General features: G+C 57.9%; 15 protein-coding genes. 12 read left to right on the top strand and 3 right to left on the bottom strand.

Annotated features, from left to right (window positions below):
• The first annotated feature begins 34 nt into the window (after window positions 1-34).
• The gene (locus tag AC6I8R_RS19720; RefSeq protein ID WP_208724381.1) at window positions 35-622 is read left to right on the top strand and encodes a LysE family translocator; all 588 of its coding nucleotides are present in this window, start codon (window positions 35-37) and stop codon (window positions 620-622) included.
• A gap of 40 nt (window positions 623-662) precedes the next feature.
• Here the strand turns inward: AC6I8R_RS19720 and mqo are convergent, their stop codons facing one another.
• Both mqo and AC6I8R_RS19710 read right to left on the bottom strand, forming a co-directional pair.
• Window positions 663-2,276, bottom strand: a complete 1,614-nt coding sequence (mqo, locus tag AC6I8R_RS19715) for a malate dehydrogenase (quinone) (RefSeq protein ID WP_021184973.1) — start codon at window positions 2,274-2,276, stop codon at window positions 663-665.
• Window positions 2,277-2,785: 509 nt separating this feature from the next.
• Window positions 2,786-3,241, bottom strand: coding sequence for a carboxymuconolactone decarboxylase family protein (locus tag AC6I8R_RS19710; protein ID WP_021184972.1), 456 nt, complete (start codon window positions 3,239-3,241; stop codon window positions 2,786-2,788).
• A 64-nt stretch (window positions 3,242-3,305) separates the two neighbouring features.
• Between AC6I8R_RS19710 and pdxR the strand changes: the two genes are divergently transcribed.
• A complete protein-coding gene (gene pdxR / locus AC6I8R_RS19705; protein ID WP_497832714.1) occupies window positions 3,306-4,748 on the top strand; it encodes a MocR-like pyridoxine biosynthesis transcription factor PdxR in 1,443 nt (480 codons plus the stop codon).
• An 81-nt stretch (window positions 4,749-4,829) separates the two neighbouring features.
• Complete coding sequence (locus AC6I8R_RS19700) at window positions 4,830-5,474, top strand: FMN-dependent NADH-azoreductase (RefSeq protein ID WP_415173615.1); 645 nt, start codon at window positions 4,830-4,832, stop codon at window positions 5,472-5,474.
• Here AC6I8R_RS19700 and AC6I8R_RS19695 read toward each other — a convergent pair.
• The gene (locus AC6I8R_RS19695) at window positions 5,464-5,706 is read right to left on the bottom strand and encodes a DUF1158 domain-containing protein (RefSeq protein ID WP_036626745.1); all 243 of its coding nucleotides are present in this window, start codon (window positions 5,704-5,706) and stop codon (window positions 5,464-5,466) included. The two genes, AC6I8R_RS19700 and AC6I8R_RS19695, sit on opposite strands and share 11 nt — an antisense overlap.
• A 386-nt stretch (window positions 5,707-6,092) precedes the next feature.
• Between AC6I8R_RS19695 and mntP the strand changes: the two genes are divergently transcribed.
• The 9 genes from mntP (at window position 6,093) to AC6I8R_RS19650 (ending at window position 15,567) form a co-directional block, all read left to right on the top strand.
• Entirely contained in the window at window positions 6,093-6,665 is a 573-nt protein-coding gene (mntP, locus tag AC6I8R_RS19690) for a manganese efflux pump MntP (protein ID WP_415173616.1), read from the top strand.
• Window positions 6,584-6,880 (top strand): hypothetical protein, encoded by a 297-nt coding sequence (locus AC6I8R_RS19685; protein ID WP_497829719.1) that lies wholly within the window; start codon window positions 6,584-6,586, stop codon window positions 6,878-6,880. Before mntP ends, AC6I8R_RS19685 begins: the two co-directional genes overlap by 82 nt.
• A gap of 252 nt (window positions 6,881-7,132) precedes the next feature.
• On the top strand, window positions 7,133-8,140 hold the full coding sequence (gene dgcN / locus AC6I8R_RS19680; RefSeq protein WP_021184967.1) for an N-acetyltransferase DgcN: 1,008 nt from the start codon (window positions 7,133-7,135) through the stop codon (window positions 8,138-8,140).
• 1 nt (window position 8,141) lies between these two features.
• On the top strand, window positions 8,142-9,107 hold the full coding sequence (gene dgcA / locus AC6I8R_RS19675; protein WP_021184966.1) for an N-acetyl-D-Glu racemase DgcA: 966 nt from the start codon (window positions 8,142-8,144) through the stop codon (window positions 9,105-9,107).
• An 18-nt stretch (window positions 9,108-9,125) separates the two neighbouring features.
• The gene (locus AC6I8R_RS19670; RefSeq protein ID WP_036626743.1) at window positions 9,126-10,997 is read left to right on the top strand and encodes an ABC transporter ATP-binding protein; all 1,872 of its coding nucleotides are present in this window, start codon (window positions 9,126-9,128) and stop codon (window positions 10,995-10,997) included.
• A gap of 20 nt (window positions 10,998-11,017) precedes the next feature.
• Window positions 11,018-12,559: a glutathione ABC transporter substrate-binding protein gene (locus AC6I8R_RS19665; protein ID WP_021184964.1), complete on the top strand. Its 1,542-nt coding sequence runs from the start codon at window positions 11,018-11,020 to the stop codon at window positions 12,557-12,559.
• Between the two features lie 145 nt (window positions 12,560-12,704).
• Window positions 12,705-13,634, top strand: coding sequence for an ABC transporter permease (locus AC6I8R_RS19660; RefSeq protein WP_021184963.1), 930 nt, complete (start codon window positions 12,705-12,707; stop codon window positions 13,632-13,634).
• Complete coding sequence (locus tag AC6I8R_RS19655; protein ID WP_021184962.1) at window positions 13,634-14,518, top strand: ABC transporter permease subunit; 885 nt, start codon at window positions 13,634-13,636, stop codon at window positions 14,516-14,518. The genes AC6I8R_RS19660 and AC6I8R_RS19655 overlap by 1 nt, the downstream gene beginning before the upstream one ends.
• 2 nt (window positions 14,519-14,520) lie before the next feature.
• A complete protein-coding gene (locus AC6I8R_RS19650; protein ID WP_415173618.1) occupies window positions 14,521-15,567 on the top strand; it encodes a DmpA family aminopeptidase in 1,047 nt (348 codons plus the stop codon).
• The last annotated feature ends 91 nt before the right edge of the window (window positions 15,568-15,658 follow it).

Genomic DNA, 15,658 nt, shown 5'->3' with positions numbered 1-15,658 from the left:
CATGAAGTCATGTTGATCAATCAGGAACTGCATCATGCTCGATCCCTCTTTCTTCAGTTATGTCACCGTTATGTCGATCACCCCCGGCCCGAACAACCTGCTGCTTGCCACTTCCGGGGTGAATTTTGGCTTTAAGCGTACGTTGCCGATGGTGTTCGGCATTATGCTGGGCTGTGCGATGCAGGTGGTACTGGCGGGGGTAGCGCTGGAGGTGCTGCTGCACTGGATGAGCGCGATTCGCCTGCCGTTAACGCTGGTGGGATGTGGCTACCTGCTTTGGCTGTCGTGGAAGATTTTTCGTGCGGGAGCACCCGAGGCACGAGACAGCGTTCAGCCGATGACCATCCTGAGTGGTGCCTTGTTTCAGGCGGTCAATCCCAAAGCCTGGTTAATGGCGAGTAACGTGGCGTTGATGTATGCCAACAGCAATGGGGTGGCGGCGATCGTGGTGGGATTTGCGCTGCTGAACCTGCCGTGCATTTTGATCTGGGCGGCGCTGGGAGATCGCTTGCGCAACCACCTGCAAATTGCGTGGAAGCGCCAGGCCTTCAACAGCCTGATGGCGTTGTCGCTGGTGGTGACGACCGGGTGGATGTTGTACGACGCGTTGCAGTTGGTGTAAGAATACGAAACGGCGCGATCAACCGCGCCGTTACAGGTATTTACTTGCCGACGACGTGCGCGGTTTCGCGGCCTTCGTCGTTCGCGGCCATCGGTGTCACCGGTGCGTAATCGAGTTGCAGCACGCGACTGGTTTCTGCCAATACTTTCTCGGTCAGTGCCACGTCACCGTTGAGCTTACGGCCCCAGGATGGAATAACCGTGCGGATTTTGGTCTGCCACTCAGGCGAACGCATCTGCTCCGGGAAGGCCTTCGCCATCAGCTCCAGCATAATCGGTGCGGCAGTCGATGCCCCCGGTGATGCGCCCAGCAGCGCCGAAATCGTGCCATCTTGTGAGGTGACCACTTCGGTGCCAAGACGCAACACGCCGCCGTCTTTCTCATCGTTCTTGATGATCTGCACGCGTTGACCTGCCGTCACCAGACGCCAGTCTTCCTGCTTCGCCTGCGGTACATAGGCGCGCAGGGCGTCCATACGGTCGCTATCGCTTTGCAGCACCTGATCAACCAGATATTTCACCAGATCGAAGTTTTTCAGCCCAACCTGCATCATTGGCATCAGGTTGCTGCCATTCATCGCGCCGAACATATCCAGCAGCGAACCTTGCTTGAGGAATTTGGTGGAGAAGGTGGCGAAGGGACCAAACAGCAGCACCTGTTTGCCATCCAGCACGCGGGTATCAACGTGCGGCACGGACATCGGTGGTGCGCCGACAGAGGCTTTGCCATACACCTTCGCCATATGCTGCTGCACCACGTCCGGGTTCTCTGTCACCAGGAACGAGCCGCCCACCGGGAAACCGGCATAGCCTTTCACTTCCGGGATGCCCGATTTTTGCAGCAGCGGCAGTGCCGCGCCGCCTGCGCCGATAAACAGCTGACGGGCGTTGAGCACACGGCTTTCGCCACTGTCGGGATTAAACAGGCTAACCTGCCAGCGACCATCACTCAGGCGCTTGATATCACGCACTTCCTGGCGCATCCGCAGGCGGAAATTGGCTTTCTTCTCCAGGGCGGCGATCAGCTGGCGCGTCACTTCACCGAAGTTCACGTCGGTGCCCATTTCGGTCCAGGTGGCAGCCACTTTCTGTTTTTTGTCGCGACCATTCATCACCAGCGGAATCCACTGCGTGATTTGATCGCGTTCTTCTGAGTATTCCATGCCACGGAACAGGGTGCTTTTTTGCAGCGCCTGGAAACGTTTGCGCAGGAATTCGACGTTGTCGTCGCCCCAGACGAAGCTCATGTGCGGCGTACTGTGGATAAAGCTTTTCGGATTGCGCAGATTGCCTTTCTGAACGTGATACGCCCAGAACTGACGGGAAATCTGGAACGATTCGTTAATCGCCACCGCTTTAGAAATATCGATGCCGCCATCCGCCTTCTGCGGCGTGTAGTTCAGCTCCGCCAGCGCAGCGTGACCGGTACCAGCATTGTTCCAGCCATTGGATGACTCTTCCGCTACCGTTGCCAGGCGTTCGACCATCTCAATAGACCAATCCGGCTCCAGGTCTTGCAACCAGGTTCCTAAAGTAGCGCTCATGACGCCAGCGCCAATTAACAGCACATCAACGTCTTTTCGTTCCTGAAGGTTTGCGCTTTCCATGCCAGCGGCGCTTACTGCCAGCGCCAGATTTACCGCAGTTTTGCTCATGAGGCGACATCTCCTCTTCTGTTGACCTGAAGTTCAACAGGTTCGCAGGCGAAACAGCCACGCTTCTTTCGAGCGCGTCGCGCCGTTTCTCAAAGGTTAAGACTCAGGTTAAGTCGTGGGGGTGCTAACGGTTAACTGCACGTTATGCATAGTCATTCGAATATAACATTCTCGTATCGGAATTAAACGTTTGTTTATTTTTTAAAGGCAGAAATGATTCAGCATAAGAATTAATCGGCGTAACCCGCTTGTCATAAGGGATTTTTATCCCTTAATCAGACGGTTACGGCAATGTCTATGTTGCGGCATTGTGATGCTTTTGTGCGGATTTTTACGGGGTTAACACCAAAGGGTTAATGTTAACATTATGATAATATTGAATTTAAAGAAAATTGATTTTTTATGCGATTTTTATGTTGCGCGATATTTCGCCTGCTTGTGTAAAAATAATGTTACATTTGTGTGATGACTTATTCAGGCGCGAGCTACCGCGCCCGTCAGAAGAATTTTCAATCACGCGGTGCACTATCGGGTAACTTTTTCAGACTGATCGCCAGCCGGTTATAGGTATTCATCAAACCGATTGCCACGTTGAGATCCACAATCTCCTTATCGCTGAACACCGCTTTCACTTGCGCAAACAACGCCTCGGGCGCACCCTGGCTGGCAATCAGCGTCAGGCTCTCGGCCCACGCCAGCGCTGCCTGTTCGCGGGCATCAAACAGCGTGCCTGATTCATGCCATACCTGGGTTAACACAATTTTGTGCCACGGCATGTCGGCTTTGTGCAGTGCCTGGGTGTGCATATCGATGCAGTAAGCACAGCCGTTAATCTGCGAAACGCGCAGAAATACCAGCTCCAGCAGGCTGTGCGACAGGTCGGTTTGTGTCAGATAGCTATAAACGCCACCCAGGGCTTTCATCGCACCGGGCGCGGCGCTGTAAAAATCGATACGTTGGCTCATCTTTCGTTCCTCAATCAGTTAAGGTTTTCATCTGCATTGTTCACTGCCGTATGGAGCAACAAAAGTGCCAAAAAATGACAAAAGCAGTGGTCCATTCGCCCTGACATTGGATCGCAGCGATACGCGGGGGTTGAGTGAACAACTGCACCAGCAACTCAGCATGGCGATTGCCGAAGGGCAACTGGTGGCCGGTGCGCGCTTGCCATCATGCCGTGATCTGGCAGTGCAACTGGGCGTGGCGCGCGGCACGGTGCGTCGCGCGTATGACATGTTGGTAGATAGCCAATTGTTGGTGGCAAAAGGGGCGGCGGGCACCTTTGTGGCGGCTGCGGCGTTAAGCCAGCCGCCGCGCGCGGCGGTGGTTGCGACAGGGTCCGCTCTGCTCGACATGGTGTATGACTTCGACACGGCGCCGCTGACTTTCCAGATGGGCGTCCCCGCCAGCGACGCTTTTCCGGCCAAAGTCTGGACACGCGTAGTACAACGGCAGGCGCGCCAGCAGGCCAGCCAGTCACGCGGCTATCCCGATCCGCGTGGCAGCCTTGCGCTGCGCCAGGCGCTGGTGGGCTATCTGGCGGTGGCGCGCGGGATTCATTGCCAGGCAAGTCAGATCCTGGTAAGCAATGGCTACGCGGGCGCGCTGGGTTTGATTGCGCTGGCGCTCGGTTTACACGGTCAACAGGCATGGATGGAAGAACCCGGTTTTATGCTGGCACGCGCGGCATTGCAGCACATGCATGTAACGCCGGTCGGCATCCCGGTGGATGCTGAAGGCTTGCGGGTGGAGGAGGGGAAGGTACGCGCGCCTGATGCTGCATTTGCCCTGGTCACGGCCGGACAGCAGGCACCGCTTGGGGTAACGCTCTCGCTGGCACGCCGCCAGGCGTTGCTGGCATGGGCCAGCTCCCAACAGCGCTGGATCGTGGAAGATGACTATCTCGGCGAACTGCAACTCGGCAGCCGTGCCGCTCCGGCGCTGGCGGCGATGGATAGCGACGGGCGAGTGATCCACGTCGGTACCTTCAGTAAAACCCTCAGCCCCAGCCTGCGGCTGGGATTTGTCGTGGTGCCGCCCGGTCTGGCGGCGCGCTTTGCCGACACCAGCGCACTGCTGGCACCCGCCTCCTCTGCGCTGCTGCATGACGCGGTAGCGGAATTCCTGCGTGAGGGCCATTTCCTGCGCCATTTGCGGCGTATGAAGCGGGTCTATCATGAGCGGCTGGAGGGGATTGTTGCGGCATTACGCCCGCATTTTACTGATGTTCAACGCGCCGGTCTGGCAGTGATTGTCCGTTTGCCCGCAGGCACGCCAGACCAGCAAATTGCCCGTGAGGCGCTGGCCTATGGCCTGGCACCTTCACCGCTCTCCATCTGGTTTCAACACGAAACCGGGCGACAATATGGTTTCCTGCTGGGGGTGACCCAGTTACCGCGCGAAGGGTTTGCGCGCTGTGCCGAACGGCTGAAATGGCTGGTGGATGCGCATCAACCACGCATGGACCAGTAAAAAACCGCATTCTTGTGCCTTTTACTGGTCCAATGGGAGGATTAAGGTACGCCTCATTGCAACGAATAAGGAATCTGAGTGATGAAACTGTTACACGTTGATGTCAGCCCAAAAGGTGCCAAATCCAACTCTCGCGCGTTAAGTCGTTATTTTGTTGAGCGTTTGCAGGCGCAGCTGCCTGTGTTGCAGGTGGAGTATCTCGATCTGGACCAGCATCCGGTGAGCCATGTCAGCGGGGAGTTTGCCCAGGCGACTTACACACCGGAGGACCAACGCACGCCACGTATGAAAGCGGTGCTGGCAGATTCCGATCGCCTGTGTGCGCAACTGCTCGATGCCGATGCCTTGCTGTTCGCTATGCCGATGTACAACTGGAGTATGCCGTCGGCCTTCAAAGCCTATATTGATGCCATTATTCGCACCAATCTGACGTATCACTTTGATGAACAACAAAATGTGATTGGAAATCTGACGCGCCAGAAAGCGCTGTTTCTGACCACGCGTGGGGCAAGCCTGCAACCGGGTTCGCCCTATGCTGATATGGACGCCTTAACGCCCGCCCTGCGTGCTGCCTTTGGCTTTATCGGCATCCAGGCGCCGCAGTTTGTCAACGCGGAACCGCTGGCATTTGCGGACCAGGCCGCACGGGAAGCGGGCCTGGCGCAGGCGTATCGCGATCTGGATGCGGTGGTGACGCAATGGGCCGATGCTGCGGTTACTGCCTGAACCAGCGTCGCCAGACGAAGCGAATAACGAAAAATTCAATCGCGCCCAGCAGTAAAAACCACAGACAAAACACAATGGTGTAAAGCTGATTCAGATCCTGCAAATGAAAGCGGGTTTGCAGGCTCTTTGCCATCACCAGGCTAAAGGCTGGCGCAGGCAGCAGCAGCGCGGAGAGAAAGCCCAGCAGTAAAATGCCGCCAGGGATAATCAGGGTTTCTAACGGGTTTTTCATCGCAAAATTCCACAACAAGTCGCGCATATACCGTAGCGGCGCGATTTATCGCGCGGGTTTACATCACCCAGGAATACAGCGCGATAAATCGCGCCGCTACGAATTCGTGCAATAACATCAAGCCGCGCGGGCATTAGCGCACAAAGCCCCACAGGGCGCAATCCCTGGGACGACAGGCTGAATAATTTTCTTCTATTCCATCGACTTAGCAGCAGAAATAGCGAGAGTTAAGAGTTATAGCCTTTGCTATACTTAAAGCCCTGATTTTACTGTCTTTTTTTTAGTTAATTTGCGTGCTAGACTGCGCGCACTTTTTCATTACTGAACAATAAATGCGGACAAACTCCAGGCTTATACGCCTTTTGCTCCGCGTTGACTGAAAAATCATGACATTTTTCGCAACCCTGATTCTGGCCTTTGGTATGTCAATGGACGCTTTCGCCGCAGCACTTGGCAAAGGCGCGTCACTGCATCGTCCAGATTTTAAAGAGGCACTGCGCACCGGTCTGATTTTCGGTGTGATTGAAATGCTCACCCCGCTGATTGGTTGGGCAATTGGCCTGGCGGCCAGTCGTTATGTAATGGCATGGGATCACTGGCTGGCCTTTGGCCTGCTGACGCTGCTCGGTGGCCGTATGATGATGGCGGGCTTAAGTCAGACCGCCGGTGAACCCTGTGATCCGCCGCAGCGTCACGGTTTTATGGTGCTGGCGTTAACCGCGGTAGCCACCAGTCTGGATGCCCTGGCGGTGGGTGTTGGCCTGGCGTTTTTGCAGGTGAACATCGTGATGACCGCTATCACCATCGGCGCAGCCACCACCGTGATGGCGACCACCGGCGTGATGGTGGGACGCTTTATTGGCCCGGTATTGGGTAAATGGGCGGAAGTGCTGGGAGGCGTTGTCCTGATTTGTATCGGTTCCACCATTCTGGTGGAACATCTGGGTTGGTTCAGTTAAGGTCTTTCGTATCGGCAGATTGTGCAGATGCGAAAAACCTGCAATTTTGTGATCTGGTTCAAAGTTTCTTGCTTAAAAAACAGGCTGGGGATATACTTTTTTTAGTATTTCTCAACTTATTTTTAATCAGGTGCTTTATGAAACGGTTCTTCAAATACGTGTTTCGTGCTTATGTTGAAACTTACAAACACGTACCGCCGGGTGCTTTAAACTAAGCGCTCCGCACGCAACCCTCGATAATCGCGGTCAGGGATCGACCGGTGATTATCAATGATTTTCTTATCTCTCCCGCGCATTCTCTCCCCAATTTCTCCCTGAAAACGTCGTTTTACCCCTTCAGTCATCAGATTTAGATCTGGCTATAGCCTGAGGTTATACCCCGCCACTAAACAAGCATTCGTCACTCCCGCCAGCAGCATGGAATAGTCAGCTCTGGTCCTTTTCACCTGTCTGATACGAGAAACATCATGCTGATCCCGCAACCTTATTTGCTTTTCCTTGGCGACGTAACCGATCCACTGGCGGCTAAAACCGCGCGCGGCATCCACGTCTGGCGTCCTGAGCAGTGCGTTGGCGAAATCAAACTGCCTGGCTGCACCGTGAGCCTTGGTCTGGAAGAGATCGACATCGCCACCGCCAAAGCGCGTGGCGCGAAAACCCTGGTGCTCGGCACCGCCAACGCCGGTGGTTACCTGCCGCAGCACTGGCTGGATACCGTGCGCAACGCCATCAAAGCCGGTATGAACGTTGCCAGCGGCCTGCACCATCGTTTGGTGGATGAGCCTGAGCTGGTGGCGCTGGCGCAGGAGTTCGGCGTTGAACTGTTTGATATCCGCCATATGCGTCCGAAGCTGGACGTTGGCAGCGGCAAAAAACGTACCGGTAAGCGTGTACTTACTGTCGGCACCGACTGCTCAGTAGGCAAGATGTACACCTCGCTGGCGCTGGAAGCCGCAATGCGTGATATCGGCCTGAACGCAGATTTCCGCGCCACCGGTCAGACCGGTATCCTGGTTGCGGGTGCCGGTATCGCGATCGATGCGGTGATTGCTGACTTTATCGCGGGTGCGGTTGAAGCGTTGTCACCGGCTAACGAGGCTGATCACTGGGACATCGTTGAAGGCCAGGGTTCCTTGTTCCATCCGTCCTACGCCGGTGTTTCGATGGGTCTGATCCACGGTGCGCAGCCGCAGTGGCTGGTGATGTGTCATGAGATGGGCCGCCCACATATGCGCCATCTGCCGCATCAACCGATGGTCAGCCTGAAAGATTGCGTGGAAGCTAACCTGCGCGCCGCCACCGTCACCAGTGACTCGGTGCAACTGGCCGGTTTCGCTATCAACACCTCGAACTACAGCGAAGAAGAAGCGCGCGCCTACTGCGCCGAGGTCAGTGCCGAGTTTGGCGTACCTGCCACCGACCCGGTGCGCTTTGGTATCAGTGACATCGCGGCGCTGCTGAAGGAGCGTGGCTAAGATGCGGCGCATGCAGATTGAAGTGCTGGAGCTGCCGCTGGCGCGCCCGTTTGCCATCTCGCGTGGCACGCGCACCGCAGTGACGGTGATTCGCGTCACCCTGGAGCAGAATGGCTTTATTGGTCGCGGCGAATGTACACCCACGCCGCGTTACGACGAAACGCCAGAAAGCGTCAACGCCGAGCTGGAAGCGATGCGCGCTGACATCGAAGCGGGCCTCAGCCGTGTCGATCTGCAAACCCGTCTGCATGCCGGTTCAGCGCGTAATGCGCTGGACTGCGCGCTGTGGCGGCTCGACGCTGCGCTGGCGAAACAGTCAATCTGGCAGCTGACGCAGCAGGAGCAGCCAATTTCGGTGATCACCGCCGAAACTCTCAGCCTGGACAGCGTCGCCAATATGGCGGAAGCGGCAGCCGATGCGGTATCGCGTGGCGCGATCCTGCTGAAAATCAAACTTAATCGTGACGACATTCTGGAAAAAGTGGCGGCGATCCGCGCTGCGGCCCCGTACGCCACGCTGATTATTGATGCCAACGAAGCCTGGTCTGGTGTGGATCTGCACAGCCTGCTTAACGCGCTGCTGCCGTACAACATCGCGATGGTCGAGCAACCGCTACCGGCCGGTCAGGATCAGGATTTACAGCGTTTCACCCATCCGATTCCGGTGTGTGCTGACGAGAGTTGCCACACGCGGGAAGACATCGCGCAACTGCGCAATCGCTACGAAATGATCAACATCAAGCTGGATAAATGCGGCGGGTTAACCGAAGCGCTGGCGATGGTGGCCGAAGCACAAAAGCTGGATATGCGCCTGATGGTCGGCTGCATGCTGGGTTCATCGCTGGCGATGGAAGCGGCGCTGCCAGTGGCGATTGCGGCAGAACATGTCGATCTGGATGGCCCGATTTGGCTGGCGGCAGACAGCTCGCCATTCCTCTCCTATTCCCAGGGCCGAATCTGGCTATAACCCGCACGCGGAGCAACGATGACGGACACTTCACTTATGCACAACGCCGCCAGCGTTGCCGGTTCCGCGACTGCGCCGGTACTCGCTATTCAGGACCTCAGCGTCAGCTTTCGCGGCCGAAGCGGCGTTAGCCAGGCGCTGAAAGGCATCAATTTCGAAATACATCAGGGCGAAATCGTCGCCGTGGTTGGTGAGAGTGGATCGGGTAAATCGGTCACCTCGCTGGCGGTGATGGGGTTGCTGGCGGCGTCAGGCCGTATCGATCGCGGCAGCATCCAGTTCCGCGATCGTCGCGGTCAACTGCATCAGCTGGAAAAACTCAACGAAACCCAGCGCCGCGCTTTGCGTGGCCGCGAAATGTCGATGATTTTTCAGGAGCCGATGACCTCACTGAACCCGGTGTTACGCGTCGGCGATCAGCTGACGGAAGCGCTACGCGACCAGCAAATTTGTGGCAAAGCCGAGGCCGAAGCGCGTGCGCGCGAGCTGCTGCGCCAGGTGCGTATTGCCGATGTCGATCGCGTGATGAAAAGCTACCCGCACTCGTTGTCGGGTGGGATGCGGCAGCGTGTGATGATTGCGCAGGCGCTGGCCTGCGACCCGCAATTGTTGATCGCCGATGAGCCGACGACCGCGCTCGACGTTACGGTGCAGGCGCGCATTCTGCATATCCTGCGCGATCTGCAACGCGCCAAACAGATGGCGGTGCTGTTTATTACCCACGATATGGGCGTGGTGGCGGAAGTCGCCGACCGTGTGGTGGTGATGTATCGCGGCGATGTGGTGGAACAGGGCACGGTGGCGGAGATTTTCAATGCGCCGCAGCATCCTTACACCAAAGCCTTGTTGGCGGCGGTACCGAAACTCGGTGACATGCGTGAACACGCCTGGCCGCAACGCTTTCCGCTGCTCGGTGCCGCGCCAGCCGATAATGCCGAACAGCGCACCGCGCGTTATGACGACAAACCGCTGCTCGATGTCCGTGGCCTGAAAGTATATTACCCGATTCGCAGCGGCATCTTCTCGGCGCTGACTCACCAGGTACATGCGGTGGAGCAGATCGATTTCACGCTGTGGCCGGGAGAAACCCTGGCGATTGTTGGCGAGAGCGGCTGTGGCAAATCCACCACCGGTCGCGCGTTGATGCGTTTAATCAACAGCGATGCCGACAGTATCCATTTCCAGGGTAACGAAATTGCCAACCTGAAAGAGGCCCAGTTTCAGCCGCTCAGGCGTGAAATCCAGATGGTATTTCAGGACCCCTATGCCTCACTCAATCCGCGCTTAACCGTGGGGTTCACCATTGCCGAGCCGCTGCTGCTGCATGGCGTGGTGAAGTCACTGGAGGAGGCGACGCCGCAGGTGGAAGCGTTGCTGAAAAGTGTTGGCCTGCTGCCGGAACATGCGCGCCGTTATCCGCATGAGTTTTCCGGCGGCCAGCGTCAGCGCATCGCGATTGCCCGTGCAATGGCGCTGAAACCCAAAGTAATTATCGCTGACGAGGCGGTCTCTGCGCTGGATGTGTCGATTCAGGCACAGGTGGTGAACCTGATGATGGATCTGCAACAACAAACCGGTGTGTCGTGGATTTTTATCTCGCATGACATGGCGGTGGTGGAGCGTATCGCCAACCGCGTGGCGGTGATGTACCTCGGCCAGATTGTGGAGCTGGGGCCACGCCAGTCGGTGTTCAATAACCCGCAACATCCCTATACCCAACGGCTGCTGGCTTCGGTGCCGGTGGCAGATCCACAGAACCGTCCACAACGAACTTTCGAAGACAGCGAGATCCCCTCGCCGCTACGCAAGGTGGGAGAAACGGTCATTAAACCCCGTTATCGCCAGGTTGCTCCGCAGCACTGGGTCGCTGACGGCATTGTTTCGCGCTAACCCCAATACCAGGAGATTTTATGAACCCGTTTTTCCGTCGCACCTCGCTCGCTCTCGGACTTACCCTCTCCCTGGCGGCTGCCGCACAGGCGCAGGATCTGCACATCTCAATGTATGCCGATATCACTGGCCTTGATCCGCACGATACCTCGGACAACGTCAGCTATTCGGTGCAGAGCGGTATCTTTGAACGCCTGTTCCAGTTTGATGCCCAGATGAAGCTGCAACCCTGGCTGGCGACCGGCTACACCAGCAACGACAGTGCCACCGAATTCACCCTGACGCTGCGCAAAGGCGTGACCTTCCAGGACGGCACGCCGTTCGATGCGGAAGCGGTGAAAGCCAACCTTGAACGCCTCGCCGATCAGACCAAAGGCCTGAAGCGCAACAGCCTGTACAAGATGATCGCGAAAGTCACGGTACTGGCCCCGGATCAGGTCAAAGTTGAGCTGAACCAGTCGTTTGGTGCTTTTATCAACACCCTGGCGCATCCGTCGGCGGTGATGTGGAGCCCGGCAATCCTCAAGCAATACCCGGACGAAGCGCAGCTGCGTCTGCATCCGGTGGGGACCGGTCCGTTTAAGTTTGTTGACTGGCAGCCGGGGAAAGCGGTCAACCTGACCAAATACGATGGTTACTGGCAGAAAGGCTGGCCGAAAGTCGATAACGTCACCTTCTCACCCAGCCCTGAAGATGCCACGCGCGTGGCCGCGCTCAAGTCCGGTCAGGTGGATGCGATCTGGCCGTTGCCGTCCGATCTGATCAGCACCGTGCAGAACGACAGCAAGCTGGCGATCCAGCGCGATCCGAGCATTTACCTGTACTACATGGCGATCAACACCCAGCACAAACCGCTGGCGGATCTGCGCGTGCGTCAGGCGATCAACTACGCCATCGATCGCAATCTGTGGCTGAAAGTGGCGTTTGCCGGTATGGGCAAGCCAGCCAGCTCCGCCATCCCGGAAGGGGTGCAGTTCTGGCAGAAGCAGAGCGACCCGAACTACCGTTACGCACCGGATGAAGCCAAAGCGCTGCTGAAAGCGGCGGGTTATCCGAACGGTCTGGACCTGAAGCTGTGGACCACCAACGCCACTGCCAGCGTGCGTGCGGCGCAGTTCCTGAAAGCGCAGCTCGCGACCGCAGGCATTCGCGTCACCGTGACGCCAATGGATTCCGGGACGCGCAACGCCAAACTGTGGGGCGTGAAGGATCCGAAGCAGGCGGAATTTGACCTCTACTACGGCGGCTGGTCCACCTCTACCGGTGATGCGGATTGGGCACTGCGCCCGCTGTACGCCACCGAATCCTGGGTGCCGACCTCATACAACGTGTCGTACTACAGCAACCCGGCAGTGGATAAAGCGATTGCCGGTGGCCTGGCCACCGCTGACCCGGCAAAACGTGGTGTGGCGTATGCCGAAGCGCAGAAGCTGCTGTGGAAAGATGCCCCGGTCGCCTTCCTCGGTACGCCAGACAACCTGGTGGGTAAACGCAGCAACCTGAGCGGCGTGTCGATGCTGCCAGATGGCAACTTCCTGTATACCCAGGCGGCGTTTAAGTAAGACATCGCTGTGACCCTCACCCCGGCCCTCTCCCGCAAGACGGGAGAGGGAGGTAGTGATGGTGCTCGATCAGTCCCCTCTCCCGCTGGCGGGAGAGGGTTAGGGTGAGGGCCCCACCGCTCGCACCATCACAAAAAGGAAACGCATGTTCGCATACATCATTCGTCGTCTGCTGGAGATGATCCCGGTACTGCTGGTGGTCTCGCTGCTGGTATTCGGCTTCATCAAACTGCTACCGGGCGATCCGGCACGTATCTACGCCGGGCCGGATGCACCGCTGGCGGCGGTGGAAGCCGCGCGTCAGCATCTTGGTCTGAATGACCCGCTGCCGCAGCAATATCTGCACTGGCTGGGCGGCCTGTTTCGCGGCGATCTCGGCGTCACCTATCGCACGCAACAACCGGTGCTGGAAGTGATCAAAAAAGGCTTTATGCCGACCATGTGGCTGGCGCTGGCGGGCTTTGCCTGGTCGGTGATTCTCGGTCTGTTTCTGGGTGTACTGGCAGCGCTGAAACGCGGTAAATGGCAGGACTGGACGCTGATGAGCGTCGCGGTGGGCGGTATCTCAATGCCGACTTTCTGGCTGGGCCTGCTGCTGATTCAGTTTGTTGCCATGCCGTTTGGTTTGTTCTCGGTCAGCGGCTTCAACAAGCCCACCGATATCATCCTGCCCGCCATTACCCTTGGCTCCTCGGTGGCGGCGGTGATGGCGCGCTTTACCCGATCTGCGTTCCTGGAAGTGGCACAGGAGGATTACGTGCGCACTGCCAAAGCGAAGGGGCTACGTAATCGGCTGGTCACCTGGAAACATGTGATGCGCAATGCGCTGATCCCGGTGATCACCATGCTTGGTTTGCAGTTTGGTTTTCTGCTGGGTGGATCGATCGTCGTGGAAAGCGTGTTCAACTGGCCGGGATTAGGCTGGCTGCTGATCGAATCGATCAAAGCGCAGGATCAGCCGGTGATTCAGGCGCTGGTCATGCTGTTTGTCTTTGAATTTATTGTGATTAACCTGCTGGTGGATCTGCTGTACGCAGTGGTTAACCCGGCAATTCGCCTGCGACAGGAGCCGTGATGAGTCTGCAATCTCTGCCTGCCAACACGCAGGAGGCGATCCGTTCGCCGTGGCGCGATTTTCTCCACGCCTTTGTGCGCAATCCACTGGCGCTGGTATCGGGCGGTTTTGTGTTGCTGCTGGTACTGGTGGCGATTTTCGCCCCGTGGCTGGCCCCGTGGGACCCGATGGCACCAGACTGGATGGCGCTGTCGTCACCGCCGTCTGCCGCGCACTGGATGGGCACCGACGATCTCGGTCGTGACCTGCTCAGTCGCATTATCTTTGGCGCACGTATCTCGTTATATGTTGGCGTTGTGTCAGTCACGCTTGGCATGGTGGTGGGCGTGATGCTTGGCCTGCTGGCGGGCTACTATGGTCGCTGGATCGACATGCTGATCATGCGTGGTTCTGATGTGCTGTTCGCCTTCCCCGGTATGCTGCTGGCGATTGCGGTGGTGGCCATTCTCGGTCCAGGCCTGAATAACGTGATTATCGCGGTGGCGGTATTCAGCGTGCCGGTGTTTGCCCGCATCGTACGTGCGTCGACCCTATCGCTGAAGCAGGCCGCCTATGTGGAAGCGGTACGCTGCGCCGGTGCGCCGGACCGGGTGATCCTGCTGCGCCATATCCTGCCGGGTACGCTGTCGAACGTGATTGTCTACTTCACCATGCGCATCGGCACCAGTATTCTCACCGCAGCCGGACTGAGTTTTATTGGTCTTGGCCCGGAGCCGGACGTCCCGGAGTGGGGCAACATCCTCGCGATGAGCCGCAACATGATGATGGCGGGCATGTGGCACGTCAGCGTCTTCCCTGGACTGGCGATTTTTATCACGGTGCTGGCGTTTAACCTGCTGGGCGATGCCCTGCGCGATACGCTTGATCCCAAACTGAAGAGTTAAACATGGATTTTCAACAGATGCAGCGCGACCTGCTGCTGCAACGCTGGCGTGAAACGCGCCAGCTCGGTCAGCCGCGCAGCGCCTGTGGGCCGACCAACCTGATCAGCGATGTTCCCGGCGTGCGCGTCGGCCATGCCACGTTGGCCGAGGATGAGATCCAGACCGGCGTCACCGCGATTGTGCCGCCGGGCGACAATCTGTTCCAGCAACCGCTGCCCTGCGCGGCAGCGGTGTTTAACGGCTTTGCCAAGCCGGTTGGTCTGGTACAGGTGGAGGAGCTGGGCGTATTGCAGACGCCAATCCTGCTCAGCAACACCCTGGCAGTCGGCACGCTGTTTACCACCCTGGTGCGTGATGCCATCAGCCGCAACCCGGAACTGGGCCGCAGTTTGCCTACGGTTAATCCGCTGGCGCTGGAGTGCAACGACGGCTGGCTGAACGACATCCAGGCGCTGGCGGTGACGGAAGCGCTGGCGCAGCAAGCCCTGCACCAGGCGCAGCCCGATTTCCCCCGTGGCAGCGTGGGGGCCGGGCGCGGTATGAGCTGCTTCAGCCTGAAAGGCGGCATTGGCAGCGCCTCGCGTCTGATCCCTTCATTGAATGCCACGCTGGGCGTGCTGGTGCTGGCGAACTTTGGCGCACTGACGGCGTTAACGCTGGATGGCGTGCGCCTCGGCGAGATGATCGCCCCGTTGCTGCCGGAACTGACGCCACAGCGCGATGCGGGTTCCATCATCATCATTATGGCGACCGATGCGCCGCTGGATGCTCGTCAGTTGAAGCGCGTGGCAAAGCGCGCGGGTGCCGGCCTGGGACGTCTTGGTAGCTACTGGGGTCATGGTTCCGGCGATATCGCGGTAGCCTTTTCCACCCAGGGCCAACCACAGCCACCGGACGATGCGGCGCTGGAACCCTTGCTCGCTGCCGCCGCCGATGCCACTGAACACGCGGTGCTGGATGCGTTGCTGAGTGCCGAAGCCGTTACCGGCTTCCGCGGCCACCACCGCCCGGCATTGACGGATGTTTTAGACAAACTGGCGCAACCATAACTTCCCGGTATTCTTGCGCGATAAATCGCGTCGCTACGAATGAACGCACGTAATGTAGCGGCGCGATTTATCGCGCGGTTTTGGCTTGTAA

The organism is Pantoea sp. X-Soil-OKNW-713, from assembly GCF_059730685.1.
Note: the sequence above shows the minus strand (reverse complement) of the source record. Positions and strands in the feature narration are given on the sequence as shown.